Origin of the sequence: Raoultibacter massiliensis, assembly GCF_900199545.1 — a bacterium.
Classification (GTDB): domain Bacteria; phylum Actinomycetota; class Coriobacteriia; order Coriobacteriales; family Eggerthellaceae; genus Raoultibacter; species Raoultibacter massiliensis.
The window spans coordinates 1,490,950-1,517,181 of the sequence record NZ_LT962671.1 but is presented as its reverse complement, the minus strand read 5'-3'; the positions used below and the strand labels follow the sequence as shown (position 1 = coordinate 1,517,181).

Annotated in this window: 26 protein-coding genes; 21 read left to right on the top strand and 5 right to left on the bottom strand. The window is 60.2% G+C overall.

Going from position 1 to position 26,232, the window contains the following annotated elements; all coding sequences use genetic code 11:
- Nucleotides 1-234 precede the first annotated feature (234 nt).
- A complete protein-coding gene (locus C1719_RS10765) occupies nt 235-1,833 on the top strand; it encodes a helix-turn-helix transcriptional regulator (protein ID WP_102375106.1) in 1,599 nt (532 codons plus the stop codon).
- 55 nt (nt 1,834-1,888) lie between these two features.
- Here C1719_RS10765 and yihA read toward each other — a convergent pair whose 3' ends face one another.
- Nucleotides 1,889-2,470: a ribosome biogenesis GTP-binding protein YihA/YsxC gene (yihA, locus tag C1719_RS10760; RefSeq protein WP_102375105.1), complete on the bottom strand. Its 582-nt coding sequence runs from the start codon at nt 2,468-2,470 to the stop codon at nt 1,889-1,891.
- Between the two features lie 391 nt (nt 2,471-2,861).
- Between yihA and rpsB the strand changes: the two genes are divergently transcribed.
- The 10 genes from rpsB to rpmE all read left to right on the top strand — a co-directional run bounded on the left by rpsB (nt 2,862) and on the right by rpmE (nt 11,310).
- Nucleotides 2,862-3,743: a 30S ribosomal protein S2 gene (rpsB, locus tag C1719_RS10755; protein WP_102375104.1), complete on the top strand. Its 882-nt coding sequence runs from the start codon at nt 2,862-2,864 to the stop codon at nt 3,741-3,743.
- A 79-nt stretch (nt 3,744-3,822) separates the two neighbouring features.
- On the top strand, nt 3,823-4,689 hold the full coding sequence (gene tsf / locus C1719_RS10750; protein ID WP_102375103.1) for a translation elongation factor Ts: 867 nt from the start codon (nt 3,823-3,825) through the stop codon (nt 4,687-4,689).
- 869 nt (nt 4,690-5,558) lie between these two features.
- Nucleotides 5,559-6,830, top strand: coding sequence for a UDP-N-acetylglucosamine 1-carboxyvinyltransferase (gene murA, locus C1719_RS10745; protein ID WP_102375102.1), 1,272 nt, complete (start codon nt 5,559-5,561; stop codon nt 6,828-6,830).
- Between the two features lie 33 nt (nt 6,831-6,863).
- Nucleotides 6,864-8,363: an LCP family protein gene (locus C1719_RS10740; RefSeq protein ID WP_102375101.1), complete on the top strand. Its 1,500-nt coding sequence runs from the start codon at nt 6,864-6,866 to the stop codon at nt 8,361-8,363.
- A gap of 81 nt (nt 8,364-8,444) precedes the next feature.
- Nucleotides 8,445-8,675: a NifU family protein gene (locus C1719_RS10735; protein ID WP_102375100.1), complete on the top strand. Its 231-nt coding sequence runs from the start codon at nt 8,445-8,447 to the stop codon at nt 8,673-8,675.
- Nucleotides 8,676-8,725: 50 nt separating this feature from the next.
- Complete coding sequence (locus C1719_RS10730; RefSeq protein ID WP_102375099.1) at nt 8,726-9,016, top strand: hypothetical protein; 291 nt, start codon at nt 8,726-8,728, stop codon at nt 9,014-9,016.
- A 72-nt stretch (nt 9,017-9,088) separates the two neighbouring features.
- Complete coding sequence (locus C1719_RS10725; RefSeq protein WP_102375098.1) at nt 9,089-9,310, top strand: CpXC domain-containing protein; 222 nt, start codon at nt 9,089-9,091, stop codon at nt 9,308-9,310.
- A gap of 105 nt (nt 9,311-9,415) precedes the next feature.
- A complete protein-coding gene (gene lgt, locus C1719_RS10720) occupies nt 9,416-10,249 on the top strand; it encodes a prolipoprotein diacylglyceryl transferase (RefSeq protein ID WP_102376039.1) in 834 nt (277 codons plus the stop codon).
- A 37-nt stretch (nt 10,250-10,286) separates the two neighbouring features.
- The gene (locus C1719_RS10715; RefSeq protein ID WP_102375097.1) at nt 10,287-10,667 is read left to right on the top strand and encodes a desulfoferrodoxin family protein; all 381 of its coding nucleotides are present in this window, start codon (nt 10,287-10,289) and stop codon (nt 10,665-10,667) included.
- A gap of 178 nt (nt 10,668-10,845) precedes the next feature.
- Nucleotides 10,846-11,310: a 50S ribosomal protein L31 gene (gene rpmE / locus C1719_RS10710; protein WP_102375096.1), complete on the top strand. Its 465-nt coding sequence runs from the start codon at nt 10,846-10,848 to the stop codon at nt 11,308-11,310.
- A gap of 219 nt (nt 11,311-11,529) precedes the next feature.
- Here the strand turns inward: rpmE and C1719_RS10705 are convergent, their stop codons facing one another.
- A complete protein-coding gene (locus tag C1719_RS10705) occupies nt 11,530-12,378 on the bottom strand; it encodes a DUF364 domain-containing protein (protein WP_102375095.1) in 849 nt (282 codons plus the stop codon).
- 106 nt (nt 12,379-12,484) lie between these two features.
- On the opposite strand from C1719_RS10705, the gene C1719_RS10700 reads away from it, so the two are divergent.
- Complete coding sequence (locus tag C1719_RS10700; RefSeq protein WP_102375094.1) at nt 12,485-13,213, top strand: hypothetical protein; 729 nt, start codon at nt 12,485-12,487, stop codon at nt 13,211-13,213.
- 7 nt (nt 13,214-13,220) lie between these two features.
- On the opposite strand, the gene C1719_RS10695 is transcribed toward C1719_RS10700, so the two are convergent.
- Entirely contained in the window at nt 13,221-14,489 is a 1,269-nt protein-coding gene (locus C1719_RS10695) for a Bcr/CflA family efflux MFS transporter (RefSeq protein WP_245874579.1), read from the bottom strand.
- Nucleotides 14,490-14,717: 228 nt separating this feature from the next.
- Here C1719_RS10695 and C1719_RS10690 point away from each other — a divergent pair, with 228 nt between their 5' ends.
- Both C1719_RS10690 and C1719_RS10685 read left to right on the top strand, forming a co-directional pair.
- On the top strand, nt 14,718-15,416 hold the full coding sequence (locus tag C1719_RS10690; protein ID WP_102375092.1) for an aspartate/glutamate racemase family protein: 699 nt from the start codon (nt 14,718-14,720) through the stop codon (nt 15,414-15,416).
- Nucleotides 15,417-15,427: 11 nt separating this feature from the next.
- Entirely contained in the window at nt 15,428-16,180 is a 753-nt protein-coding gene (locus tag C1719_RS10685; protein WP_102375091.1) for a flavin reductase, read from the top strand.
- Between the two features lie 109 nt (nt 16,181-16,289).
- Here C1719_RS10685 and C1719_RS10680 read toward each other — a convergent pair whose 3' ends face one another.
- A complete protein-coding gene (locus C1719_RS10680; protein WP_102375090.1) occupies nt 16,290-17,183 on the bottom strand; it encodes a class I SAM-dependent methyltransferase in 894 nt (297 codons plus the stop codon).
- Nucleotides 17,184-17,299: 116 nt separating this feature from the next.
- Between C1719_RS10680 and thyX the strand changes: the two genes are divergently transcribed.
- From thyX to C1719_RS10645, 7 genes are all read left to right on the top strand, one after another.
- The gene (thyX, locus tag C1719_RS10675; protein WP_102375089.1) at nt 17,300-17,980 is read left to right on the top strand and encodes an FAD-dependent thymidylate synthase; all 681 of its coding nucleotides are present in this window, start codon (nt 17,300-17,302) and stop codon (nt 17,978-17,980) included.
- 1 nt (nt 17,981) lies between these two features.
- Nucleotides 17,982-19,358, top strand: a complete 1,377-nt coding sequence (locus tag C1719_RS10670) for a DUF1385 domain-containing protein (protein ID WP_102375088.1) — start codon at nt 17,982-17,984, stop codon at nt 19,356-19,358.
- A gap of 135 nt (nt 19,359-19,493) precedes the next feature.
- Entirely contained in the window at nt 19,494-20,810 is a 1,317-nt protein-coding gene (locus C1719_RS10665) for a sensor domain-containing diguanylate cyclase (RefSeq protein WP_102375087.1), read from the top strand.
- Nucleotides 20,811-21,138: 328 nt separating this feature from the next.
- A complete protein-coding gene (locus C1719_RS10660) occupies nt 21,139-21,861 on the top strand; it encodes an amino acid ABC transporter ATP-binding protein (protein WP_102375086.1) in 723 nt (240 codons plus the stop codon).
- Nucleotides 21,862-21,870: 9 nt separating this feature from the next.
- Nucleotides 21,871-22,644, top strand: a complete 774-nt coding sequence (locus tag C1719_RS10655) for a transporter substrate-binding domain-containing protein (RefSeq protein ID WP_102376038.1) — start codon at nt 21,871-21,873, stop codon at nt 22,642-22,644.
- A complete protein-coding gene (locus tag C1719_RS10650; RefSeq protein WP_102375085.1) occupies nt 22,637-24,259 on the top strand; it encodes an amino acid ABC transporter permease in 1,623 nt (540 codons plus the stop codon). Before C1719_RS10655 ends, C1719_RS10650 begins: the two co-directional genes overlap by 8 nt.
- Before the next feature lie 2 nt (nt 24,260-24,261).
- The gene (locus tag C1719_RS10645; protein WP_102375084.1) at nt 24,262-24,915 is read left to right on the top strand and encodes an amino acid ABC transporter permease; all 654 of its coding nucleotides are present in this window, start codon (nt 24,262-24,264) and stop codon (nt 24,913-24,915) included.
- A gap of 646 nt (nt 24,916-25,561) precedes the next feature.
- Here C1719_RS10645 and C1719_RS10635 read toward each other — a convergent pair.
- The gene (locus C1719_RS10635) at nt 25,562-26,050 is read right to left on the bottom strand and encodes a hypothetical protein (protein ID WP_102375082.1); all 489 of its coding nucleotides are present in this window, start codon (nt 26,048-26,050) and stop codon (nt 25,562-25,564) included.
- Between the last annotated feature and the right edge of the window lie 182 nt (nt 26,051-26,232).

The window sequence follows — 26,232 nt, the reverse complement described above, 5'->3', positions numbered from 1 at the left end:
GTGGTTGAAAGCGCACCATCACCCAAAGGTCCGATTTGCGAAAATGCAGGTCAATTGCGCATCGGCCACTTTGGGCGATGGCTGAAAGCGGAAAAAACCGCGGCTAATCCGTCGCTTCGCCTTGGTTTTGGGATGCATCCGAAAGGATGACGTGCCATAATGGATATCGATACGTGATGCGGTCCGCGACAACGCCGCGAGGGGAATATCTGGAAGGGTAGGGATCGTAACGCTATGCGCTTGCGCAGTGTCCGGGTAAATAAGTGCGGAGTATTCGCCGCCATCGGCCTCGGTCTCAATCTCGTGTGGTGCACGCTTATGGGCCATACCATGGGGTTCATGTCTTCGGCGGCCGGCATAGAGGAATGGGTCAACCCCCGGATATTCTTCCTGGCGGGCATCCTTGTTCTCGCCGTGCTTTACATTATCTTGCCGCGCGCGCTCAAGCACTCCGATCGTGTGCTGCGCTACGTTTTGCCGCTCCTATCGGCATTCGGCACCGCCTGTTTCGGACTTTCGTACCATCAGACGTTTTTCGATCCGGGCGCGCTTGCCGTAGGGGGTTTGTTCGTCGCCGGTATCGGGTATTTCTGGCTTGTTGCCCGCTACAACCTCATGCTCGCCCGCACGCAGGGGTTCTCGTGCGCCGTGTGGTCGGTTACGGGCGGCTTGGTGGTCAAGCTTCCGATCCTGTTCGCGCTCAGCCTTCTTATGAGCCCCGAATGGCAGGTCGTCGTCGCGATCGCTTTGCCGATCATTTCGGCGCTCGTGTTCGAGATCGCCTGTTCGCTGGCCCGAAGCGAAGCCGAAAGCGATGAGCGTCCCCGCGACGATGCGTCCGCGAAGGCTCGGACGGTCTACGGAGTGCCGGCCAAGCCGAGAACCGTTACGCCGAATTCTCAAACGTTTCGCCGCAACACCATAATCATGATGGCGGTGTCGGCCATTCTCTTGGCGGTGATCCGCTCGGTGAGCTACCTCGGCTTGTGGGGCAATACGAATGCGAACATATCGCTTTCGCCGCCATGGCTCATGGGCTTCATCGTGCCGTCGCTCTTCCTCGTCGCGTTTGCGTATTTCGCCCTGATACGCATGGCGGACTTCACGTTGACCATGCGCTTCCAGCCTGCCATGCTGCTCATCATGATCGGGCTGTTCGTCGTTGCGCTGCAAGCGAACCCCGGCAGCGATTCTCTGCCGTTTCTCACCGACGTCATACAGATCGACGAGCTGTTCGCGCACCTGTTGTTCTGGACGGTCGTCATCACCGCGCTCGATGCCCTCGATATGCCCTCGTATCGGGTCATCGGCATATCGGGAACCATTTACGCGGCGGCATCCATCGCATGGGTGCTGCTTTTGGGCACGTCGGACATCATGAACAACATCTTCGTGCTGCTGGCGACTTATGTTGTCGTGATCGTTGCCATGTATGCGACGTGGCTCGGGGGCAAGCGCCGCACAGGAGTCGACGTCGCAGGGGATCGAACGGCCGATGACGATGCTGCGCGCGGTTCTCTTCGCGATGGTCGAGGCGGCGATTGTGCGGCGGCGGGCGATTCCTCGCACGCCTCCCCGCTTACGAAGACCGTGACGGATACCTGTCTTGCGATGGCGCATCGCTATGCGCTCTCCCCGCGCGAAACCGAAGTGTTCGTGCTGCTGGCTCAAGGCCGGACGCGCGCCTTCATCCAAGACGAGCTTGTGTTGTCGAGCAGCACGGTGAAAACCCATGTGAGCCATATCTACGCAAAGATGGAGGTTCACGATCGCCAGGAGATGATGGATCTCATCTGGCGGGGCGATGCCGGTTTCGGTCTGGCCGAAGCCTAACCTTTTGATCCGACCTGGCTCGAAGGCGACCAGATCCCAGCCTCTGGTTCGGCGTCTAGCGGCACGCCTCTTCGATGAACTTGCGCAATTCGTCGATGCCGATGCCTTTTTCGGCGGAACAGGGAATGATTGTCTGGCCTTTCGGGAGGCGCAGCTGCTTGCGGAGAGCCGCCACCTGCTTGCCGCGTTGCATGTTGGAGAGCTTGTCGGCTTTGGTGAGCGCGATGACAAACGGCAGACCCGCTTCGCTTAGGAATTCGACCATGCCGATATCGAGGTCGGTCGCGGGGTGGCGGATGTCGATGAGCGATACGACGAGCGCGAATCGACGCTCTTGGTTGAAATACCCTTCGATCAGTTCCGACCAGCGCGCCTTTTCCGATTTGGCAACTTTGGCGAATCCGTATCCCGGCAGATCGACGAAATCGACGTTTTCGACTGAGAAGAAGTTGATGGTCGAGGTTTTGCCGGGAACCGAGGATACCTTGGCAAGCGCTTTGCGGTTGAAGAGCTTGTTGAGCAGCGATGATTTGCCGACGTTCGAGCGACCCGCAAACGCCACTTCGGGATGTTCTGATGGCGGCAGCTGTTCTGAGGTGCCGTACGCTGCCGTGAATGCTGCTGTGTTGTAGTTCATCGTCTGCCTTCGGTCGGGTGGCACCGCTTCGTGCGCTGCGCTTTGTTTCGAGATGTTTCAGTATAGGCGATCGGAGGCGCGCTGCCAAAGGAACCGTCGATCCGAAGCGCCCGGTTCGGATTCGGCAGGACATGAAGGCGATTCTGCTTGGAGCCGCCATCCCCCCGGCGGCTCCGTTTCTTTTGCGGGCCTTCTTGCGCTTCGCTGCGATCCGGTTTCGCATCGCTCGTGTCGGTTCTCTGTTGCCCGCTTGCATTCCCGCGTCCGAATGCTATACTTTGCAAGTTTCTAATTACACATGCTCGTGCGACCCGGCACCGCCAGTGGCCAACCGAAAAAGGCTGCGGGACTGGGGAAGACCGCGGGCAGAGGATTAACGAATGGAGAGAACATGACCAAGGTCAGCATTAAATCGCTGCTTGATGCAGGCAGCCACTTCGGCCATCAGACGCGCCGTTGGAACCCCAAGATGAAGCCGTACATTTTCGGCAGCCGCGGGGATATCTACATCATCGACCTCAAGCAAACCCTCATCGGACTCGACAAGGCCTACACCTTCATTTCCGAAACTGCTCGCAAGGGCGGTACCGTGCTGTTCGTCGGCACGAAGAAGCAGGCTCAGGAGGCCGTTGCCGATGCTGCGAACCGCTGCGGCATGCCGTATGTGAACGCCCGCTGGCTCGGTGGCATGCTCACCAACTTCGTGACCATCCGCTCGCGCGTGACCCGCATGGAAGAGCTCGAGGCCATGGAGGCCGACGGCCGCATGGAGCTTCTGCCCAAGAAGGAGCAGATTCTGCTTCGCAAAGAACTTGCCAAACTGCAGACCAACCTCAACGGCATCCGCAACATGAAGAAGGTTCCCGAGGCCGTCTTCGTCATCGACACCAACCGCGAGACCATCGCCATCCATGAAGCCCGTCGTCTTGACATTCCGGTCGTGGGCACGCTCGATACCAACTGCGATCCCGACGACGTGGATTACGGCATCCCTGCAAACGACGACGCGATCCGTTCGGTGAGCTTGCTCGCCGAGTTCATCGCCGATGCCGTTATCGCTGGCGGCGTTGTGCCGGTGACCGTTGCCGATATGGCCGGCGAAGCCCAGGAAACCGCCGTCGAGGCAGAGGCGGTCGCTGCGATCGCCGAGACCGAGGCGGAAGCTGCGGTTGAGAAGGTTGCCGCTGACGCCGTTGTCGCCGAAGCCGCCGTCGAAGCTGCCGCAGAGGCGGAAGTTGCCGCCGAGGCAGCCGAGGAAAAGGCTGCCGAGTAGCGCTTCGCTGCGATTGAAACGACACGACCCGGGCGCGAATGCGATTCGCATCCCGTTTGATCGAGAAAGGAAACATCCAATGGCTGAGATTACAGCTTCTATGGTCAAAGAGCTTCGCGAGATGACCGGCGCCGGCATGATGGAGTGCAAGAAGGCGCTCGTCGAGGCCGAGGGCGACATCGAGAAGGCCGTCGACGTTCTGCGTACCCGCGGACTCGCCGCCGTTGCCAAGAAAGCCGGCCGCGCCACCAACGAGGGTACGGTTATGGCCATCGTCTCCGATGACTGCACTGCCGGTGCCGTTGTCGAGTTGAACTGCGAAACCGACTTCGTGGGTATGAACGACAAGTTCAAGGCCTACGCTGAGAAAATCGCCAAGGCTGCGCTTGCCGCGAAGCCTGCCGATCTCGATGCCCTTAAAGCCGTCGAAGTCGAAGGCGAGACGGTCGAGGCCGTTGTGACCGACGCCATCCATACGCTTGGCGAGAACATCCAGCTTTCGCGTTTCGGCGTTGCCGAAGGCGGTGCTGTTTCCTCCTACATCCATGGCGGCGGCAAGATCGGCGTTCTCGTGGAGTTCGACGTTGAGGGCATCGATCCCACGTCGGCCGAGTTCGCGCAGTACGGCCGCGATGTCGCCATGCAGGTAGCCGCGGCATCCCCGGTTGCCGCGAACCGCGATGCCGTCGATCCGAGCGTCGTGGAGCATGAGAAGGCCATCTACATGGCTCAGGCGGCCGAGTCCGGCAAGCCCGAGGCCATTCAGGAGAAGATGGCGACGGGGCGCTTGGAGAAGTTCTTCAAGGAGAACACGCTGACCGAGCAGGCATACGTGAAAAACCCCGACCAGAGCGTCGCGGAGTACACTGCCGAGGTTGCCAAGAACCTGGGCGGCGAAATCAAGATCGTGAACTTCACCCGCTTCGTGCTCGGCGACGCCGAGTAGCTTCAAGCTTCATTCGCTGAACCGAATGCCGGCGGCCGTTTGGCTGCCGGCATTTTTACGTGCGCGGCTTCGACTCTTCGGTGCTTTTGCCTTGCGGGCGTTCGTGTCTGGCGGTGTGGATGTCGTGAGCGAATGCTGCGACCGTCTGGGCCTGTCGGCGCGAATGCTCGAGCGGGCGTCTCGGCTCCGCCGAGCCTGCAAATGACAGAAGAGGGTTCAAAAGTGGCTGAAATTTACGGTTTGGGCAATCGAAGACAGGATTATCTTCTGAATGAAAAATCATGACCTGCAGATATGCTGACTGATGATCAAATAAATCAAAGACTGCCGATGCCATGACTGCCCAAACCGTAAATTTCAGCCACTTTCGGGATTTTCCCTGCCGAAACAGCGGGGTCTGCCCTGTGGTTTCTGTTTCGGTCGAATTGCCGCGATGGTTCTGCGGCTTCGCCGGGTCTCGGATCCATGCGGGCAGCGGACGGTGGGCGGCGGTCGGTGAGCAATAGAGGCCGGGCAGCGGGCAGCAACAGGCGATGGCCGGGCGATGACTCGGCGGGCAACAGACAGCGGCAGGCGACGGGCAAGCAGCGGCCGCCGAGGTTCGAGCCGTGTCGGGCCTTCTGGTTCGAGCACGCTCGGATCGGGTTGGGCTTATCGACGTTTGCTTCGTTGCATCGCGCGAGCCTGCTCCAGCATGGTCGGCTCCTGAACGCCGAAGCGCGGATGCATCTTGCATGCGCGCGCAAGTCCGTTTCAAGGCACCGTTGAATCCCTCTGCTTTCGTTGTGGATGTTCGATGGTAGGGCATGCGCATGTGCGGCGGTTCTTTTATGGTGGATGAGGACTTTTCCGAACAGAAAGACGGGGTTATGCCAGAGGAAATCATCATCGTCAGGGGAAACTCGAAGCTTGCGGGTACGGTTGCCGTATCCGGTGCCAAGAACTCGGCGCTCAAGCTCATGGCCGCATCGATTCTCGGCCAAGGGGTTTCGGTGGTGCATAACGTGCCTCTCATTTCCGATATCAACATAATGGCCGATGTCATCAGGCGTCTCGGTGCTACTGTCGAGCGCGATGGGCATACGCTCGCCATCGACGCGACGAACGTGACGGAATGCGAAACCCCCTACGAGCTCGTATCGAAGATGCGCGCGAGCATCTCGGTGCTCGGTCCCTTGGTCGGTCGGTTCGGGCGCGCTCGGGTCGCTATGCCCGGCGGGTGCCAGATCGGCGCGCGCAAGATCGACATGCATATGATCGGTCTCGAGGCTTTAGGCGTGAACTTCGAAATCGATCATGGATTCCTGGAGGCCACGACTCCGAACGGGTTGCACGGCGCTCATGTCGTACTCGAGTTCCCCAGCGTCGGCGCCACCGAGAACATGGTCATGGCATCGGTCGTTGCGGAGGGTGCAACCGTTATCGAGAACGCTGCGCGCGAACCCGAGATCGTAGATTTGGTGAACATGCTCAACGCCATGGGTGCGCGCGTTTCGGGCGCAGGTTCGTCCATCATCGAAATCGAGGGCGTTCCGCTTCAGTCGATGCACCCCTGCGAGCATACGACGGTCGGCGACCGCATCGAGGCGGGTACGTTTCTTGCGGGGGCCGCGCTTGTCGGCGGTCCCGTTACGGTGACGGGCATCGACGCTTCGTTTCTCCGCATGGCTCTCATGAAGCTCGACGCCATGGGCTGCGAGATCGAAGTCGAAGGCGATTCCATCACGGTTTCCCGAACCGAGCCCATCCAGGCGATCGACATCCAGACATTGCCCCATCCCGGCTTTCCAACCGATCTGCAGGCCCAGTACATGCTGCTCGCCTCGCTTGCCGAGGGGAACTCGGTTATCTCGGAAAACGTATTCGAAAACCGCTTCATGTTCGCGTCGGAATTGGTCCGCATGGGGGCCGATATCACGATCGAAGGGCATCATGCTCTTGTTCGCGGCGTCGAACGGCTGCAGGGCGCACCGGTCTCGTCGACCGATCTGCGCGCAGGCGCCGCTCTCGTCTTAGCGGGGATTGCCGCCGAAGGCGAAACCCATGTACACGAGATATCCCATATCGATAGAGGCTACGAGGATTACGTGGGAAAGCTGCGATCCCTCGGCGCCGATGTCGAAAGGACGGTTCTTCCGTAAGAACCCGTCCGTCATAGACGTTAGGATCACCGAATGGCGTACAAACGGAGGAAGATTTCGGCTTCCCATTCGAACCGTACGTCGCGTAAACTGCGCGACGCCACCATAGGCACGCACGTGCCGTCGAGCGCTCGTAAAACGCCCGGCCGCGCAAGCGGCAGCTCCGTGGAGTTTTCGAACCCCCGCAAGTCGGTGCGCGCGCAGCGCGGCATCGTCGACCACGTGCTGCCGACGACGTCGACGCGCGAAAGCGATTCAGCCTATTCGCGTCGCGTTTCGCAACGCGATTTCGCCGATGGCATCCAGAGGAAGGCCCGCTTCAAAGGCATCGCAATCGCCCTTGCCGTCGTGCTGCTGGTCGTTTGCGTGGCGGGAGGCGTCGGCATCGCCGCGTATTTCGGGTCGGTATCCGACAAGATGAGCCTGGGCGATTCCAATGCGAAAAGCGCTCTGGTCGCCCCTGCGGAAGGCGACGCTCCCTATACGTTGCTTGTGGGCGAGTTTTCGCGGGCGGGACAGGATTACGAAGGCCCCGATATGCTCATGCTCGTCCGCGTCGATTCCGAAAGCAAGCAGGTTACCCTCGTGTCGGTGCCCGCTAACGCGCAGGTGTCGTTGAGCGACGGCAATGCGCATCGGATCGCCGATGCGCAGCTGCTCGGGGGAGACGAATATCTCGTATCAACGGTTGCGAGCTTTACGGGCGTGAACGTTTCCCATCTGATCAAGACCGATGCCGAAGGGCTTGAGAGCCTGGTCGACTACCTGGGAGGCCTGACAGTGGATATCGGCCAGGAGGTCGACGATCCCAATGCGGGGGACACTTACATCCCCGCAGGCACGCAAACCCTCGATGGCAAAACGGTGCTGACGCTGTGCCGTGCGTTGAACTTTGCCGAAGGCGATGAGACGCGTGCCGAAAACCAGCAGAAAGTCGTTCTCGCTTTGGCTGAGAAGCTGCTTCAAACCAATGCCTTCAGCATCATCCCCACGCTTGACGCCATTGCGGGGACGGTGCGAACCGATTATTCCGCATCGGATGCCATGGGCCTCATCGATTCGTTAAGGGGCGTAGATCTGTCTCGGGTGCATGCCGTGCGGATGCCCGGTTACGCTCTGACGAGTTCGACGACGGGCGCAGAGTACTTCATTGCGTCTGAAGACGAGTGGGCGGCCATGCTCGAGGCCATCGAGGCGGGCGAGGACCCGACTCCCGCCGACGAGACCGCCTTGTCGGTCGATCCTGCGAGCTTCAAGATAACCGTGCGCAACGGCTCGGGCATCACAGGCGGCGCCCAGCAGATGGCCGATTCCCTTGCCGAAGGCGGCTTCCAGGTAACCGAAACCGGCAACGCCGATCAGTACGTATACAACGAAACGCTGGTCGTGTACCAGGACGACGCGTACAAGGAAGCGGCGGAATCGGTTGTGAAGTATCTGGGCACGGGTCGCGCGGTGCCTTCGAACGGATTCTACGCGTTCGAAACCGACGTGCTCGTCATGCTTGGAAAAGACTGGCAGCCGTTGAATTGATCCGCTTGCCGCACTCGGGGCCGCACGGTCTTCAGTGTGCTACAATCGATCGGAACGCTAACCGTAGAAGGGATTTGCATCATGGTAGAAAAGAACGATGTGGCCGCAGTGCTCGAGCTTATCCGTCCGAGCCTCCAGGCTGACGGCGGCGATGTCCAGCTCGTCGACGTTGCGGAGGACGGCACTGTAACCGTCGAGCTGCAGGGTGCCTGCAAGGGCTGCCCCATGTCTCAGATGACGCTTGCAAACGGCGTCGAGCGCATTCTCAAAGAGCGCGTGCCGGGCGTTACCAAGGTAGTACCCGCGGTGTAGCCAATTTATCACCGCAAACGATAGAAGAGACAAGAAAGGTCGGCAGGAACATGGCTGTATGCTGGGAGATGCGGGGCTGCGATGACGAGATGCAATCGCGGTGTCCGCACAATCAACCGGGCGAGCCGTGTCCTGCCGACTGCCATTACGCGGCATGCCATCGCGAAACGCATGCCGTGGCAACCGATTTCGAGCTTCTGCTCAACCCCGAACTTGATTACGAGGCTTCCGTCAAGGAGGTCTGCCGGTTCTGCGAGTTCTTCTTAACGAACGGTCCCGCGCATGCCGATCGCACGGGCGACTCTTCGCGCCAAGGGAATCCCAATCGTTTCCTTTTGTAAGGCCTGCCTTCTGCTACAATGTGCCTAAAGCACGGCACGGAACGATGGCGTACGAAGGGAGATGTGAAAGCGATGACGGCAAAGCTGACCTGTCCCGCTTGCGGAGCAACCGATCTCGATGTATGCGAATACGATTCCATGATGGTGCTGAGAAAGGATACCGCTCTGTTTTCCCTGCATTGTCCCCATTGCGGCTCTGCGGTTTCTTCGGTTCACGCGATTCCCGCGCAGTTGCGCGAAGAGATAAAGTTCGCGGCGATCGAAGTGGGCGCCGGCATGGGCGCGGGGCAGTAGGCTCGACTCCTTTCGACGGATGCTGCCGCGTGCGGTCTGTTTTCCGTTTGGATGGTGGAATGCGACGATGCGCCGCTTGATGCGGCGCTTTTTATTGGAGGAAGCATGCTCAACGAAATCTATCAGAGTCTCGATCCGATAGCGTTCTCGTTCGGGCCCATCGTGGTCAGATGGTACGGGATCGCCTACGTGCTCGGTTTCGTGTGTGCGGCGTTCGTGATGTATCGGGTATCCAAGCGCTGGAAGGTTCGCATCGACGCCGATTCCCTCATCACGATCATGTTCTGCGTGATCATCGGCGTGATCATCGGTGGCAGGCTCGGCTACGTGCTGTTTTACGGCAACGGAAGCTACCTTCAAAACCCGCTTGAGATACTTGCGTTCAACCATGGCGGCATGAGCTTTCACGGGGGACTTATCGGTGCTCTGGTTGCGGGAGTCGTGGCGGCAAAGCTCACGAAGATCCCGTATCTCACGCTGGCCGATCTCGGGTGCATCGGTGCACCGATCGGCCTGTTCTTCGGAAGGTGCGCGAATTTCATCAACGGCGAGCTGTGGGGTGCGCCCACCGACGTCGCCTGGGGCGTGGCGTTCGGCGGCAGCGCAGGGATGATGCCCCGCCATCCTTCGCAGCTTTACGAGGCGATACTGGAGGGAATCGTCTTGTTCCTTGTCTTGTACCTTCTGTCGCGCAAGACGCCGCCGCGCTCTCGCGGCACGTTCCTCGGGATTTTCCTTATTATGTACGGTTGTTTTCGGTTTGTCATCGAGTTCGTCCGCGAACCCGATGTGCAGCTAGGATATCTGTGGGGCGGATGGCTCACCATGGGCCAGCTGCTCTCGGTGCCCCTGATCCTCGTGGGCATCGGCGTGCTGGTTTATGCGATTAAAATGAAGCTGCCTCAACAGGGACTTCCAGAATTGCCACCAGTAGAATAGCATATAAGAAAAGACGAAAACCACCGAGGAGGAAACCATGGACGTTAAGTTCTATCGTTGCACCCATTGCGGAAACATAGCCGTAAAGCCGTTCGATTCGGGAGTGCCGCTGGTCTGCTGTGGCGAGAAGATGGAAGAGATCACCGCCAACACCGTCGACGCGGCGGTCGAGAAGCATGTGCCCGACGTGAAGGTCGATGGCGCTAACGTTCACGTGCAGGTGGGAAGTGTGCTTCATCCCATGACGCCGGAGCACTACATCACCTTTATCTGCTTGGTGACCGAGGGCGGTTACCAGATCGTCGAACTGACGCCCGAGAGCGCTCCTGTGGCCGATTTCGCCGTAGCCGAAGGCGATAAGCCGCTCAAGGTGTACGAGTACTGCAACCTTCACGGCCTGTGGGTCGCCGAAGTCTAATCAGACGAATTCGTTTGGCGCCGGCGGCTCTTCGGAGCCGCCGGTTTTGCGTTTATGCAGGGTTTGTGGGGTGGGGCAGGCCTAATGACGTGCCGAAGACAAGAGGCAAGCAGTGTGCTATCATAGATAGGCTTGTCTTCGCCTTGGTCGGAAACCAAGGCCCGTAAAGGAGAAACCAATGAAACAAGGAATTCATCCGGATTATGTCGACTGCACGGTTACGTGCAGCTGCGGGAACACCTGGCAGACCCGCTCCACCAAGCCCGAGCTGAGGATCGACCTCTGCAACAAGTGCCACCCGTTCTTCACCGGTCAGCAGAAGTTCATCGATACCGGCGGACGCGTTCAGCGCTTTGCCGATAAGTTCGGTTCTGCCAAGGAAGCCGTTGCAGCACGCGAGGCCGCAAAGCGGGCAGAGCGCGCAGCCGCCATCGAGGCCGCCGAAGCAGCCAAGAAGGCCGAGCGCGAGGCGAAGGCAGCCGAGAAGGCCGCCCGTGCCGCCGAGTTCGCCAAGAAGTCGGAAGCCGAGGCCGCAAAGGCCGAGCAGGAAGCTGTTGCGGGCGAAGCGGAAGCCGCTGAGGCCGTTGCCGAAGAAGCAGCCGAGGCCGTTGCCGAGGCTCCTGCCGAAGAGTCTGCCGAATAGTAGCCCTTCGAGGGCGTTTGCCCAAGTCGCAGGCTGTGGCAGCATGAGCGTGTAAAAGCGAGCGCCGACGGGAATCCGTCGGCGCTCGCTGTTTCAGGGGCGTGCCCATGGTAGCCGTCTTTTTGCGTGCTTGCTCCGAGAACCCCTGCGTTAGGCGCGAATTCGCAGGCGAGGGGATTGTGCACGCAGCGCTTCTCGCGTTGCGCTCAAGCCGTCTTTCTAATTCGTCCGTTTCACCGTCATCATGCGCAGCGCTTCTCCGAAGAGCTTACCTGCACCGGACATGACTGCAAACCGCAGCTTTTCGGGATCGGCGACAACGCTGCCCGCGAGGGCTTCGACACCCCAGTCGAACAGGAAGGGCGAGGCTACGACGCTCGGTCCGACCATAACGGTCGTGGCGTTTTCGGTCAGATCGAGCAGCCTCGGCGCCGTCTTGTTGATTATGGTCACGCCGGTGATGAAGGCATAGTCTGTCGAGGGGAGCACGTATTCGCAGGCCGGATCGGGGGTGTCGAGGGCCTGGGAGCAGTTGCGTTCGAGCACGGTGAGCTCGGCGCTTTCGCCGAGGCGTTCGACGTTGGGGAAATGTCCGATCACGGTAACCTTCTTGCCCGCCATTTCGGGAAGGTACACCTCGAAGGCATCCATCTTATGCGTGGTGCCGTCGGGCAACTCGATGGCCTCGTCGTAGACGGCGCCGAGTGGGTCGAGCAGCTCGGAGCGCGAATACCAGGCGTTGAGGGCGGCTACCCCAAGCGACGCCTCTTCGAAGCACCATGATTTCGAAAGCTCGGCGACGGTTCTGAGGGGCATCCCCCGCAAATCGCAAGTGAAGGAGCGCCGCGATCCTCCCTTGCAGGTGAAGCTCACGCCCATGCCGCAGTCGGCTTCGACATAGGACCAGTGCGTACCCAGGCAGTAGTCGGTAACGTGGATGTCGTCGGGGATATGGGCAATCAGGTGGTTGTAGAACTTCCAGGGCGTCGCGTGGTCGTAGGTGCTGGGAAAGGCGATGTCGGTTTGGGTCGGGTTCGAGGCGCAGCAATCTTTTTCGGGGCATCCCATCGGTTCTCTCCTGTCGTTTCGCATCGTGCGTCAGCGCCTGAAAGGGCGCATGGATTGTCTCCAATGCAGTATAATACTCCGAAAGCGATGCGAAAGGAACTCTTCGATGCTCTTTATCCTGACCGGGGGCGTACAGATAGGGAAAACCCGTTGGCTCGAGCAGCTTGTCGGCGATCTTGCAGCCGAAGGCGTCTCGTGTTGCGGCGTGATCGCACCCGGTGTGTGGCGGCTTGCGCGCGATGCCGAAGTGGCGGGCGCCGATCGGGCGGGAAGCGGAGCCCGCAGCTTCGATGGCGCGGGCGATGATGATTCCCGCGTGCGCGAGAAGGTCGGCATCGACAACGTCCTGCTTCCGCAAAACGAGCGCATTCGCTTCGCAACCCGTCGCGACCTTCTTCCTGGAAGCGCTTGCGGGTGCGCGGAAGGGCGCTCGCAGCTGCCCGGTGACGAAGGGATCGGGCTGCGTGCGACTTCTCAAAGCGATAAGGCCTCTCTTGGTTGGGCTATCTACGACGACGCCCTCGCCCGCGCAAACGAGCACTTCGATAAGCTTCGCCGTCGCGAGCGCATCGAAGGCGTTCGGAATTCCGAACTGCTCGTCGTCGACGAGATCGGACGTCTCGAATTGGAGCATGGGCGCGGGCTCGTCTGCGCGCTGCGGGTTCTCGATGATGGGCCGCAGCCGGGCATGCCTCATGCGCTTGCGGTGGTGCGTGATTGGCTCGTGCCCGATGCCGAGCATCGATTCGGGACAAGGTGGGGCGAGCAGGTTGTGATCGGACCCGACAGCAGGGGAAGACGGGCGGTCAGAAACGCTTTCGGACTCGGCTCCTGACCGCGTTTCACCGCCGGTCTTTTGCCGCTGTCGCAGGATGCGCCGGGGCCGACGGGTCGGCGTCTTTCACCCCGATCAGCGGAATGCCCGAGCGCAGCAGCGCGAACCACGAGATGGCCGCGACGGCCATCGAGAGCACGATGATGGCCCCTACGCCCACGATGTAATTCGGCCAGGGCAGCACCGCAAGCACCATCCCTGCACATCCGATGGCCGTGTGGGCGAAATTGATGAGCGATGAAGCGGCGCCCGTGTCGCCTTCCTGCTGGGATAAAAGGATGTTCGTGCTGTACGGCCGCACGCACGCTTCCATGATGGCGAAAACGAGAAACGTCGCGCAGAAAAGATAGGGCGATATCTCTCCAACCATCATCATTGCTATTCCCGAAGCCAGGGCGATGACGATGATGATGGTCGTGAACCGGCGCGCGCTGACGTAGCGCGATGCCTTGAGCCAGATGAGCGGCCCGATTGCAGTGAGCAGGGCGGCGATTGCGAAGAAGTAGCTGTATTCGAGCTCGCTTAGGCCGAAGAACGTGATGTAGATGTACGATCCCACGGCGATGTAGGCCATGAACGGCAGATTGTACAGCCCTACGATGCACAGAAACGAGGTGAAGCCCTTGTTCTTCGCTACGGTGCCGAGCTGGGCGATGCTTCCGAACACCGTGCCTTGGTAGCGTGCTTGCGTTGGAAGCGTTTCTCGGTAGAGCAGGGATAACACCGCACATACGAGTCCGATTCCCGAGAGCGTCCAAAACGTCATGTGCCAATCGGCGACCTGCAAGATCAAGGCGCCTACGACCGGTGCGAGCACGGGTCCAACCACGAACATGACCTGGACTATGGATAGTATCGCCTCGCGTTTTTCGGGAATGATGGCATCTTTGACGATGGCGGTCGATACGGCGCTGACCGCTCCTGCCCCAAGCGCCTGTACGACGCGCATGCCGATGAGCATCCAGATGTCAGGCGCCGTCGCGCACAGTGCGCTTGCCGCCGTATAGGCGAGCATGCCTGCGAGAAGCACGGGTTTGCGGCCGTAGCGATCGCTCGTCGGCCCGAATACGAGCAGCCCGATTGCGAAGAAGAGGTAATAGCCTGCAAGCGTCAGGTTGACGGTGCCCGCATCGGTTTCGAAGTACTCGGTCATGTGGGGCACAGCGGGCGTGTACATATCGAGGGAAAGAGGCGTCACGAGGCTCGTGACGACGAGCAGGGCGACAAGCCCGAAGGGTCCGAGATATTTTTGCGGTTGGACGAGCCACCGGTTCATGTTCACAGAACATCTCCTCCTGTTCAGAGAACGCGACCCGATTAGGGGATTACAAGGGAGGTACTTTAGCGAAACGTTGCGCTTGCACCGCGGGATCCGCCGATCACCATAAAGACACCATTTCTTCATGTATGGTAAACGAGCAGATGGGAGGCTTGCCGACGGCGTTTGCGGACAATCGCATGCTAGAATACGAGGCAGTTTGCTTACGGTTAGGGGTGTGCGGCGATGAAGAAGCTCGGAATACTCGGGGGAATGGGTCCCGAATCGACGCTTTTGTACTACGAGCAGATCGCGATGCGGTACAACGCCCGTTTTGCAACGGGGATGTTTCCCCTGATGACAATCGAGGCGCTCGACATGTACGAAGCGGTCGGGTACTGCAAAGCGGGCGAGTTCGACAAGCTGCTCGACTACTTGCTCAAAGGGGTTCGCAACCTTGAGGCGGCGGGCGCCGAAGTCGGCGTCCTCGCCTCGAACACTCCCCATGTGGTATTCGACGAGCTGCAGAGCCGTGCGAAGATCCCCCTTATCAGCATCGTCGAAACAACGTGCCGCGCCGTCGCCTCGCGGGGGTTCGGCAGAGTAGCCTGGCTGGGAACCGGTTTCGCGATGGGTCATCCGTACTTTAAAGAGGCGTTCGCGCGCCGCGGCATAGAGGCGGTATCGCCCGAGGGGCGCGATCTTGAGCGAATCGATGCGATCATAGCCGACGAGCTGGAGTTCGGAGTGATCCTCGAAGAATCGAGACGCGAGATCGATGCCGTGCTCGAGAAGATGAGAAGAGAATCGGGCATCGAGGCGGCCGTTTTGGGATGCACCGAGCTGCCCCTCATGTACGCCGATGCGCTTGCACCTGTTTTTCTGTTCGATACCGTCGAGCTCCATATCGACGCAATCATGGATTACCTGTTCGAAGACAACTGAAAGGACCGACAATGATCGACATCGACGCGTTTCGCAGCATCTCCTACGGACTCTATCTCGTCTCCTCGCGTGCCGAGGAGGAATCGGCCGGATGCACGGTGAATACGTTTGCACAGGTTACATCGGATCCCTTGCAGGTGAGCGTGGCAGTGAACAAGGAAAACCATACAGCTTCGATCATCGAACGATCCGGCGCGTACACGGCGGTCAGCCTAGCGCAGAGCGCCTCGATGGAGCTGATCGGCAAGTTCGGCTTCTTCTGCAGCCGCGATGTCGATAAGTTCGAACCGTTTTCCGTGCGTACCGACGGCTTCGGGTGCCCGTACGTTGCCGAGCAGGCGGTGGCGCGCTTTTCCGTCAAAGTGACCGATTCGGTCGACCTCGGCACGCATATGCTGTTCATCGGAACCGTAGTCGAAGCTGAGGTTCTTTCCGACGAGGAGCCCATGACGTATGCGTACTACCACGCCGTCAAGGGCGGCAAGACCCCGCCGAAGGCCTCGAGCTTCATTGCGGACCGCGTCGGGGGTGCTGCGGTGGAAGGCGACGGCGCGAACAGCGGGTCGGGATCGGCTGCCTCGCAGAGCGATGGCGCGGGTTCTTTTTCGGCCGTCGATGCATCGACGGCGAAGCGGGAGGGCGTCCGCTACGGCTGGCGATGCACCGTCTGCGGCCATGTCGAAGAGGTAGACGAGCTTCCCGACGATTTCACCTGCCCGATTTGCGGCGTCGGCAAGGAGATGTTCGAGCGCATAGAGCTGTAGGCGTCTGTCTCTCGAAGATTCGGAAACGGAAAGCCCTGGCAAACCAAGCCGTGCGCCAGGGCTTCTTTTTGCCGTAACGTCCGAATGCGCGCTGCGCGTGCGGTAGTTCCTAGCGCGCGTCCCACGCCAAGAACGCCCAGGTGACGATACGTGGGTAATCGAGCTTGAACGCTTTTTGCGGCAGACCCTTCTTGTCGGGATTGCCCGCATCGGGGTTGGCGACGAGGTGCGCATCGGTCCAGGTGCGCAGGCGGTCGAGCGCCGCGGCTGCTTCGGGCGACTCCTTGTCGGCCATGGCATCGAGCGTCATGCGCGAAAAATCGTCGTAGGCCTCATCGACGCTATCGAACGTATCGGAACGCGTGCTTTTGATATAGGCCACTTCGGGCATGATGCCCTCGCCGACGAGAATGTTGAATGCATAGAGGAAATCGTTCCCGAACTGGTTCTTCACGCCGATATCGGCAAGTATGCGCTCGTCCATGCGCGGCGACGAACCCGTTGAGAGGGTGATGCACACGCGGCGGCGGGCAACCGAGGTCAGGCGCATGAGCGCGGCTTTCATGTCGGATACCGCGATCGAACGCGATGCGAGGGCCACGTCGGTCATGCCTTCGTGAACTCCATGGGCCTCCCAATCGTCTTCCCAGCTCATGAGTTTCGGAAAGACGGTAGTCACTCCCTTTTCGCGCAGCTCCGCCTCCATGGCGTCGAGCATTCCCTGCGAGAAGTCAGCCGCGACCACCTTGTGGCCCTCTTCGCCGAGGGGTACCGACAGGGCTCCGGTGCCGCATCCCATGTCGAATACCGTTTCGCCGGGCTCGATGCGCGCGAGCTCGAGGAAGCGGTCGACGTAGGCGTTCGGGGCGTCTTTGGTGGAAAACGTCTTGGATCTTTTATCCCAATACTCCGAGTTGTCTGCCTTTCGGCGGGCGATTTGCAGGCGCTTCCATTCTTCGTTCCAGTCGGTCGCAGAAAGCAGAGGTGTGAAGTTTTGCGTCATGGGGTCCCTTTCGCCGTTCGAAGCATCCAAGTTCAAGTACTATACTAGCAAACCGCGATTCGGTTCGCATTCAAGGGCCGAACAATCTTTTGATCCGATAAGGAGCGTACGCGCTAATGCAAGTCGAGCTTCTCTACCATACCCCCGATCCCGAACGTGCCATCGCCACAGCGGCGCGGCTCTGCTATGCGCCGGTGGGCGCTTCCGAGCTCATGGAAACCATGCCCGAAGATCGGGTGCAAAGCGTGCTTTCGACGATCATGGAGAGCGGCCATTTCTCGACGCTCGAGCATGCGAGCTACACGTTCGCCGTCGACGGCGTGTCGCGAGCGCTTACCCATCAGCTCGTGCGCCACCGCATCGCGAGCTTCAACCAGCAAAGCCAACGCTACGTGAAATACACCGAGGGCCTTTCGGTCGTCAAGCCGGAAACCGTGGCTGCAAACCCCGAAACCGAGCGCGTCTTCGATGAGGCCATCGATGCTGCGCTGTCCGCTTACGCGAAGCTGCTCGATGCGGGCGTTCCTGCGGAAGACGCGCGCTATCTGCTGCCCAACGCGGCCGAAACCAAGATCGTCATCACTATGAACGTGCGCGAGCTGCTGCACTTCTTCGGGCTGCGCTGCTGCAACCGCGCGCAGTGGGAGATCCGCGCAATGGCCGATCGCATGCTCGAGCTTGCGAAACCCACTGCTCCCTACATCTTCATGGATGCGGGTGCGCCCTGTATCCGCGGTGCATGTCCCGAAGGCAAGATGACATGCGGAAACCCGTTTCCGCGTGTGAAGAGGGGATAGCATGGCCGAGAAAAAGAGCGACCTTTCGCGCGCATTCAAGGAAGACGGCGCGCTCAAAACGCACGTAGGCGGCCAGGCGCTCATCGAGGGCATCATGATGCGCGGCAAGTACAACTGGTCGGTTGCCGTGCGCGAGCCCTCGGGTTCGATCTACACCGAAGAGCACGACCTCAATTCGGGCAAAGACAGGAACGGCTGGATGTACTGGCCGCTTGTGCGCGGTTGTCGGGCGCTCGTCGAATCGCTCGTGCTCGGGTACAAGGCGCTCGAGATCGCCGCGCTCCATGCGTTCGCCGAAGAGGCGGACGAGAAGGACGGTGCGAAAGACGGCGTCGAAGCCGCCGTGGTCGGTGCTGCGGCTGCCGAGGAGCCCTCTGCGAAAACCGATGTCGAAGCGATCCTGCCCGATGCCGTGCCCGTCGAAGGCGATGGGAAGCCGTTCTCATGGAAAGACGATTTCGGTCGCCCTGAAACGATGATCGACGCACTGGGCGCCCAGACCGAGCTCAAGGTCGAAAGCCTCGAGGCGTCTGCGCGCGAGCATGCCGAACGCGCCGAGCGGCTGGCGGTCGCCGAGGAGGCGCTGCTCGAAGGAGAGTTCGAACAGCCCGAAGGCAAGCAGAAGAAATCGTTCATGGACGAGGAGGTCGAATTCGGTAAGAAGGAGATGGCGATCTCCATGGTGCTCGGCCTGGTGCTCGGCGTCGTGCTGTTCATCGTGGCGCCTGCGTTCATCACGAACCTCATCGTGGGAGAATACGATCAGAACACGCTTCTGTGGAACATCGTCGACGGCCTTCTGCGCGTGGCGGTGTTCGTGTTCTACATCTGGCTGATCGGGCGTATGGGCGAGATCAAGCGCATGTTCGGATACCACGGGGCCGAGCACAAGACCATCCACTGCTACGAGCACGGGCTTGCGCTCACTCCCGAAAACGCGCGGAGCTTCCCCCGTTTGCACGTGCGCTGCGGTACTGCGTTTCTCATCATGGTCATGGTCATCGCGATCATCGTGTACACGATCACCCCCTTGAACGCGCTCATCGAGGCGCTCGGCGTGTCCGATGGGGCGCCGAAGCTCGTGCTCGTCATTTTCGTCCGCATCCTGCTCATGCCCGTGATCGCCGGCATCTCCTACGAGATCACGGTAAAGTGGGCGGGAAGCCATCCAGACAACCCGCTTGTGAAGGTGATACTCTGGCCCGGCATGCAGATGCAGTACCTCACCACCAACGAACCCGACGACGGCCAGATAGAATGCGCCATCGCCGCCATGCAGCTCGTGCTCGAGCGTGAGCAAGCGGAAGATGCCCGCGCTGCCTCCGCAGACGGCGGCGCGCGAACGGGTGCAGGAGTCGAGGCCTCGGCGAAAGCGTAGCCGTTTTCGCCGAGGTTCGCGTTCGCCGCAGGTTTAAGCGCAGTGATCTATCTGGGTAAATTCGCTTCCTGCCGATAAAACTTGATCGATGGGGTTATAATTTCGAGCATCGGTTTTACGGCGACGGAGGGACGTATGGCTACTGACGACGAGTTCGAGTTGCTCAACCGCCTGGTTGAGGCGAAGGACCGCGAGCTTGAAAGCGTATTCGATCTCGTCGCGGATGGCATCGGGAAATTCGCGTGCAACGACGAGTTCTCGATTCTCTATTACAACTGGGGTCTTGCCGATCTGGTGGGCGCAGATCGCGGGTTGGTCGAATCGCAGGGTTTCGACAGCAGCCTCTACATCTACGAAGAGGACTATCCGAAGCTTCAGGCCGCTATCGCGCAGGCCATCGAGCGTAACGAGCCGTTCAGCGTTACGTATCGTTTGAAGCATACCGACGGACGGTTGATCTGGGTGAAGACGAACGGTCTGCTCATCGATGAACTCTACCAGGACACCTACCCGATCATGTATTTGTTCTATACCGACATCACCGATATCGTCGAGACGAGCGAGCGGCTCAGCATCGAGCTCAAACGCCATGAAGCGCTTATGGCGCTTACCGGCGAGATGTTCGTGGAGTACGACTACGTTGATGACGAGTTGCTGCTGCTCGGCGAGTTTCCGTCCTATTACGACGGCGATTCCCGCATCGAGCATTACAGCGATTTTCTGTTCGACCCGGCCGACGATGCTGATTCGACGGTGTTTCGCGAGCTGTACCGGCTGTTTCGGGAGGGCGGCGACGATTTCTCCGTGGAGCGAAGGCTCCCACGGAAAGACGGCTCGATGGCGTGGTTCTCGATCGGCGGCAAGCGAATTTTGGCGGGCGACGGGTCGCCGCGCAAAGTTCTCTGCCGCATTACCGATATCGACGAGCGCAAGAAGCGCGAGGAAGCGCTTGAAAAGAGCGCGAGGACGGACGACCTGACGGGCGTCTACAACCAAGGTGCCGTCTATGCGCTCGTAACCGATCGGCAGAAGAGCATCCAGAAGGACGAGATATCGGTGTTCATGATGCTTGATTTCGACCACTTCAAAGAGATCAACGATACGTTCGGCCACCCGCTCGGCGACCGCGTCCTTTCCGAGGGCATGGCTGTGGTGCGAAGCGTTCTGCGCGACGACGACATTGTCGGCCGTTTGGGCGGCGATGAGTTCTGCCTGTATATGAGGAACCTGTCGAGCACTGAGGAGGCCGAGGCGATCGCATCCCGCATCTGCCGGGCGGTTACGGCTATGGACGGCATGGCCGAAGTCGGTGTGACCTGCAGCATAGGCATGAGCTCGAGCGTGGGCGGCGATAAAACCTACGACGAGCTGTATGCTGAAGCCGACAGGGCGCTCTACAGCGTCAAAGAGGCGGGCCGCAACGGCTTCGGGTTCAGCGTCTCCGAAGGATAGCGCTGTCGGATCAAGCGCCGAGCGGCTTGCGGGCGTGCCGTGCCGCATCTCCTGGCCGTATCGCAGGCGATTCGCCGAACGGTTCGCGGGCAGCGTCATCCGCCTGCCCGCCCGCCGAACGGGCCCGTTCTTGCGGCGTGACCTTGCACGTCCCGATACAGAAATGCAACCGTCAAGCCCCCGTTACCAAACGAGCTTTGCATTGGCGATACAATACGGCCATGCGTTTTCGCTGTTCGGGCGGGAGCGCCGTGTTTCGAAGGCGGGCAGCGGCCCTGCGCGGCGGCCTTCGTCCGAAACGCGGTCGGACGAGTGTACGGGAGCAAACATGATATCAGTTCGCAACATAACGAAGAACTTCGGCAAGGTCGAAGCGCTTAAGGGCGTTTCGCTTGAAGTCGAAGAGGGGGAGAAAGTCGTCATCATCGGTCCTTCGGGGTCGGGCAAGAGCGTGCTCATACGCTGCATCAACGCTCTTGAAATCCCCGATTCGGGAGAGATCGTCGTCGACGGCATGAACCTTTCGGATCGAAAGGTCAATTCTCGAGCGCTCGCCCGCGAGGTCGCCATGGTGTTTCAGAGCTATAATCTCTACCCCCACAAGACGGTGCTCGAAAACGTTACGCTTGCACCGGTGAAGGTTCTCAAGGTGAACAAGGCCGAAGCCGAAAAGACCGGCCTCGCCTATCTTGAGCGCGTGGGACTTTCGGACAAAGTCGATAAGTACCCCGACCAGCTTTCGGGCGGTCAGCAGCAGCGCGTCGCCATTGCCCGCGCCCTCAACATGCACCCCAAAATCATGTTGCTCGACGAGCCGACGAGTGCGCTTGATCCCGAGATGGTCCAGGAAGTGCTCGACGTTATCAAATCGCTTGCCGAAACCAACATGACCATCGTCATGGTCACCCATGAGATGGGCCTTGCCCGCGAAGCGGCCGACAAGGTCGTGTTCATGGAAAACGGGTTGGTGGTCGACCAGGGCACTCCGTCGCACATATTCGACGAGACCTCCAACGAACGCATCCAGAGCTTCCTGTCGAAGATTCTCTAGGCGGTGCGCATGCTGACCAGAAGAGATTTCATACGCATCACGGCGCTTGCCGCGGGAACCGTTGCCCTTGGCGGCAGCCTTGCGGGTTGCGCCGGCGACGACGTGCTGCGCGTCGGTACGAAGATCGACGTGCCGGGCTTCGGATTCCAGAACCCCGAATCGGGCAATATCGAAGGGTTCGAAGTCGATATCGCCCGCGAGCTTGCCGCCCGCATCAAGGGCGATCCGAACAAGCTCGAGGTAACGGGAGTCAACGTGACCACGCGTGGCATCATGCTCGACAACGGCACGCTCGATGCGACGCTTGCGACCTTCACCATCACGGAGGCCCGCAAGAAAAGCTACAACTTTTCGCAGCCCTACTTCACCGATCACATCGGCGTGCTCGTGAAGAAGAGCGCGGGCATCGCCGAGCTGGCCGACCTCGACGGCAAAACGGTTGGCGTCGCTTCGAGCGCGACCACGCGTGACAAGCTCACCCAAGCGGGCGACGAGATCGGCATTCACATGGAGTTCGCCGAATACGCCACGTATCCCGAGATCAAGATCGCGCTTGTCACGGGTCGCGTCGATGCGTTTTCTGTCGACCGTTCGATCCTCATGGGATACCTCGACGATTCGACGATGCTGCTCGATGCGCAGTTCGCACCCCAGGAATACGGCATCGCAACGAAGAAGACCAACACCGAGCTTGCGGCCCAGATCGATGAAGCGCTGCAGAACATGATGGACGACGGTACGCTGGCCTCCCTTGAAGAGAAATGGGGGCTCGAAGATGCTTGATGCGTTCGCACCGTTCAAATGGGAAGCGCTGTTCGCCCGTTGGCCGGAGATCCTTTCGGCTTTCGGAACCACGGTGCTCATATCGTTTTTCGCGCTTATCCTCGCGCTTGTGCTCGGAGTGATCTTCGGCGTTTTGTCGGTGTCTCGTTTCGCGCCTCTGCGCGCTATCACGCGCATCTACGTGGAGGTCGTGCAAAACGTGCCGCTGCTTCTGCAGGCGTTCGTGTTCTATGCGCTGCTGCCTCTCATAGGCATCAACATGGAAACCGTCTACATCGGCATTTTCGCCATCGGCATCTACCACGGCGGATATATTTCCGAGGTCGTGAGAAGCGGCATCGGGTCTATCCATCGCGGCCAGTTCGAAGCGGCGAAAAGCCAGGGTTTCAGCTACTGGCAATCGATGTTCGTCATCATATTGCCCCAGGCCATGCGCATCATCCTGCCGCCCCTTGCAGTGCAGGCCGCCAACCTCGTGAAAAACACCTCGATCCTCGCGTTCTTCGTCGGCGGCGAGATCATGTACTTCTCGAATTCGTTTGCCGGATCCACGAGCTATTACGGTCCGGTCTATCTGATCGCAGCGGTGCTGTACTTCATCATCTGCTTTCCTCTGTCGCGTTTGGCGCTGTACCTCGAGCGGCGCACCCGTTCGCATAAGCATGTGACCACGGGAGACGCGACCGAGCACCTGGCGACCGATCCCACCGAGGTCACACCGGGTTCGCACGACATCACGGGCCATACCGCGGCCGACAGTCTGGCCGCCGGTGTGCAGACGATGCACGAGACCGTGGATATCGCACCGGCGGTCGTGGCGCCCTCCCCGCGTCATCCGCTGCATGTGATCGTCGATCCGGGCGACCCTGATTCGATACGGCGCGCCTATCCGCTTACCGGCCGCCGCGCCGCCGAGATCGCCGACGAGATAGGCCGCGAGCTGCAACAGCAGATCGAGGACGAGTGTGCAGGCGACGAGGCGTGCGTGCGCAGGAAGACGCGTACGAAAGCGGGCCGCACGGGAGCCAAGCGCAAGCTTTTGGCGAAGAAGATCGTGCAGGAGGCCGCGGAGAACCCCGAAGTGGCCGATGTGCTTGCCGAGCGCATGACGAAGGGCGCCCTTTCCGTCGAGCGAGCCGAGGCGAGCAGGCGGGCTGCGCAGGAGGCTGCCGAACGGGCGAATGCAGCCAAGCAGGAAGCCGCCCAGGTGGTGTCCGAGGCGAAGGAGGCCGTGAAGAAGGCCGCTGCGGCTGTCGAGAACTCGGGTCCTCTGCCGAAAATCGCCGGTGGGCAGGCTGCTTTGGAGAAAGCGGCCGAAGAGGCGGCTCTCGGCGAGGAGGCGTTTGCCGATAACGAGTTTTTGGCGGATCACATCGCGACGTTGGAGAAGCTCCATCAAAGCCTCGGCGGCGATGCCGGCGAGATCGAAAGCGGTGTTGCCGAATCGGGTGACGGGGAGAATGCGCGCGATGTCGAGCCGATCGACGCCTCGGGGACCGATCCCGAGAATGCGTTCGCCAAACGGACGGGCGTTGGGGGCGCTGCGGGCGGCAGGAGCGCTGGCGAGGGCGGTTCCGCTGCGCGAGACACCGACGGACGAGGGGAGGCGAAGTAGCCATGGCAGAGCTTTTTACCTGGATTAACATGCGATTCTTGCTGCAGGGCCTTGGCATGACCCTCGTTATTTCGGCTATCGCCATCGTGTGCTCCATCGTGCTCGGCACGGTCATCTCGATCATGCGCACGTCGAACAACCGCGTGCTTTCGGCCATCGCGACCGTTTACATCGAGATATTCAAGAATACGCCGCTGCTTCTGTGGATCATGTTCACGTTCTTCGTAGCCCAGCTTCCGCCGCTCGGTGCTGCCGTGCTTGCGTTCACGCTCTTCACGAGTGCGAGCGTGGCCGAAATCGTTCGCGGCGGCTTGGCCAGTGTTCCGTTCGGCCAGTACGAGGCGGCGAAGAGCCAGGGCTTCTCGATCGTTCAGACGTATGCGACGATCATCTTGCCTCAGGCGCTGCGCAACATGATTCCCGCGCTGCTTTCGCAGTTCGTGACCACGATCAAGGATACAAGCTTCCTCTGGGGCGCTATGGCGGTGCAGGAGCTTATGGGCCGCGGCATGATTCTCATGAACAGCTACAATTCGACCGAGCAGATTTTCGCGATCTTCGGCATCATGGCGGTGCTGTACTTCATCGTATGCTTCACGCTCTCCCAGATCGTGCGCGCCTACCAGCGCAAGATCAAGAAGGAGCGAACGAGCTAGGGCTTCGTTGCCGGTTCGGTTGCGACATCGGTCGTGTGCGACGATCGATGTCGCCGCCGCCGATGCGATGGGCCGTGCGGCAACAGGTGCTTTCGGCGGGCGCGTGCTTTTCCCGACGGCGCGCCCGCCCGAACGGTCAAACGCTTGCCTCTTTCGATGGCGAGCGCGCTCGAACGGCGAGGGCTGCGATTCTATCGCTTGCGCAAACGCCGCCCGCATGCTCCGGGCGGCGTTTTCTGCTACTGAATAGGTTCCATTCGGAAAAAGCACCTCAAAATGGCGGTCAAGGCAAGCTTCTGCAGGTGTTGGAGGCCGTTTTGCGGTTTTTCGGACCCTGTACGGCTGTCGTGAAATTCGCGACCTGCGCAAACGCCGGAGGAATCGTCGATCGAACGCGCCAGAGCCGACAGAAGCTTGCCTTGACCGCCATCCAGGCGGCGTTTTTCGCAGGGAAAGCCATCGCGGTCCCAGCAGCATGCGGTCCCGCGCGTGCGGGACCGTTAACGCGCGGTTCCTTTAACATGCAGTTCCTCGCACACGTGGTTCCTCGCACATACGGTTCCCCACGTGCGGCCGACGAGCCCTCGTGTAATGCGTTTCTCGGTGCTCGGCTGCAGAACCCCGGTGCCCGATCGTCGCTTAGGCTTTATGCGGCCTGGTCGAGGTACTGATCGGCGTATTGGAGATAGGGGAGATAGGCCTGGGCCGACTCGGGGATGCGCATGGTGACGTTTTGGCCGTAGGCGTTGACGGTGATGTATTCGGGGTCGTCGTAGTACGTGATGGTGCCGTCGATACCCGCGTAGCTGCCCGACAGCGAGCCGGCTTCTTCGGCTGCGTTCGGGAGCACGGCGGCTTCCCAGTTTTGGATATCGAGGCTGTAGACGATCTGCGCGCAGTCGGCTTCGCTCAGGCCCGTTGCCGCAGATATGGAGTCGAGGTTGTCGTGGAGGGCGTTCGCCGCCTTGTCCTTGAGCCCGCTTACGTCGATGAGCGCGTTCATGCTTGCGGCTTTGATGCCGGCGATCGGGTCGTTCTCGTCGGAGGTTGCGATAGAGGGCACGAACATGATGACGATGATTCCAGCGATGAGGAGCGCGATGAGGCCGGTGAAGGCTACGATGACTTTTTTCATGGCGTGCTCCTTTCGGGTTCGGCCTTGCAATGTATGACGGGTGCCGCCGGTGGTGCGTGTATGCGTCGTCGATACTGCTGTTTTCCGGGATGCGTTCTGGCTGTGTTTGGCAGGTCGACGGCTTCCCGTTACCCTAGAGTAATCCAAAACTGCCTGATTCATGAAATGTGCGCCGTATCTTC

What these genes read in the sequence shown, in the direction of transcription:
- C1719_RS10765 (WP_102375106.1), top strand. Translation starts at nt 235, where the DNA reads ATGCGCTTGCGCAGTGTCCGGGTAAATAAGTGCGGAGTATTCGCCGCC.
- yihA (WP_102375105.1), bottom strand. Translation starts at nt 2,470, where the DNA reads ATGAACTACAACACAGCAGCATTCACGGCAGCGTACGGCACCTCAGAA.
- rpsB (WP_102375104.1), top strand. Translation starts at nt 2,862, where the DNA reads ATGACCAAGGTCAGCATTAAATCGCTGCTTGATGCAGGCAGCCACTTC.
- tsf (WP_102375103.1), top strand. Translation starts at nt 3,823, where the DNA reads ATGGCTGAGATTACAGCTTCTATGGTCAAAGAGCTTCGCGAGATGACC.
- murA (WP_102375102.1), top strand. Translation starts at nt 5,559, where the DNA reads ATGCCAGAGGAAATCATCATCGTCAGGGGAAACTCGAAGCTTGCGGGT.
- C1719_RS10740 (WP_102375101.1), top strand. Translation starts at nt 6,864, where the DNA reads ATGGCGTACAAACGGAGGAAGATTTCGGCTTCCCATTCGAACCGTACG.
- C1719_RS10735 (WP_102375100.1), top strand. Translation starts at nt 8,445, where the DNA reads ATGGTAGAAAAGAACGATGTGGCCGCAGTGCTCGAGCTTATCCGTCCG.
- C1719_RS10730 (WP_102375099.1), top strand. Translation starts at nt 8,726, where the DNA reads ATGGCTGTATGCTGGGAGATGCGGGGCTGCGATGACGAGATGCAATCG.
- C1719_RS10725 (WP_102375098.1), top strand. Translation starts at nt 9,089, where the DNA reads ATGACGGCAAAGCTGACCTGTCCCGCTTGCGGAGCAACCGATCTCGAT.
- lgt (WP_102376039.1), top strand. Translation starts at nt 9,416, where the DNA reads ATGCTCAACGAAATCTATCAGAGTCTCGATCCGATAGCGTTCTCGTTC.
- C1719_RS10715 (WP_102375097.1), top strand. Translation starts at nt 10,287, where the DNA reads ATGGACGTTAAGTTCTATCGTTGCACCCATTGCGGAAACATAGCCGTA.
- rpmE (WP_102375096.1), top strand. Translation starts at nt 10,846, where the DNA reads ATGAAACAAGGAATTCATCCGGATTATGTCGACTGCACGGTTACGTGC.
- C1719_RS10705 (WP_102375095.1), bottom strand. Translation starts at nt 12,378, where the DNA reads ATGGGATGCCCCGAAAAAGATTGCTGCGCCTCGAACCCGACCCAAACC.
- C1719_RS10700 (WP_102375094.1), top strand. Translation starts at nt 12,485, where the DNA reads ATGCTCTTTATCCTGACCGGGGGCGTACAGATAGGGAAAACCCGTTGG.
- C1719_RS10695 (WP_245874579.1), bottom strand. Translation starts at nt 14,489, where the DNA reads ATGAACCGGTGGCTCGTCCAACCGCAAAAATATCTCGGACCCTTCGGG.
- C1719_RS10690 (WP_102375092.1), top strand. Translation starts at nt 14,718, where the DNA reads ATGAAGAAGCTCGGAATACTCGGGGGAATGGGTCCCGAATCGACGCTT.
- C1719_RS10685 (WP_102375091.1), top strand. Translation starts at nt 15,428, where the DNA reads ATGATCGACATCGACGCGTTTCGCAGCATCTCCTACGGACTCTATCTC.
- C1719_RS10680 (WP_102375090.1), bottom strand. Translation starts at nt 17,183, where the DNA reads ATGACGCAAAACTTCACACCTCTGCTTTCTGCGACCGACTGGAACGAA.
- thyX (WP_102375089.1), top strand. Translation starts at nt 17,300, where the DNA reads ATGCAAGTCGAGCTTCTCTACCATACCCCCGATCCCGAACGTGCCATC.
- C1719_RS10670 (WP_102375088.1), top strand. Translation starts at nt 17,982, where the DNA reads ATGGCCGAGAAAAAGAGCGACCTTTCGCGCGCATTCAAGGAAGACGGC.
- C1719_RS10665 (WP_102375087.1), top strand. Translation starts at nt 19,494, where the DNA reads ATGGCTACTGACGACGAGTTCGAGTTGCTCAACCGCCTGGTTGAGGCG.
- C1719_RS10660 (WP_102375086.1), top strand. Translation starts at nt 21,139, where the DNA reads ATGATATCAGTTCGCAACATAACGAAGAACTTCGGCAAGGTCGAAGCG.
- C1719_RS10655 (WP_102376038.1), top strand. Translation starts at nt 21,871, where the DNA reads ATGCTGACCAGAAGAGATTTCATACGCATCACGGCGCTTGCCGCGGGA.
- C1719_RS10650 (WP_102375085.1), top strand. Translation starts at nt 22,637, where the DNA reads ATGCTTGATGCGTTCGCACCGTTCAAATGGGAAGCGCTGTTCGCCCGT.
- C1719_RS10645 (WP_102375084.1), top strand. Translation starts at nt 24,262, where the DNA reads ATGGCAGAGCTTTTTACCTGGATTAACATGCGATTCTTGCTGCAGGGC.
- C1719_RS10635 (WP_102375082.1), bottom strand. Translation starts at nt 26,050, where the DNA reads ATGAAAAAAGTCATCGTAGCCTTCACCGGCCTCATCGCGCTCCTCATC.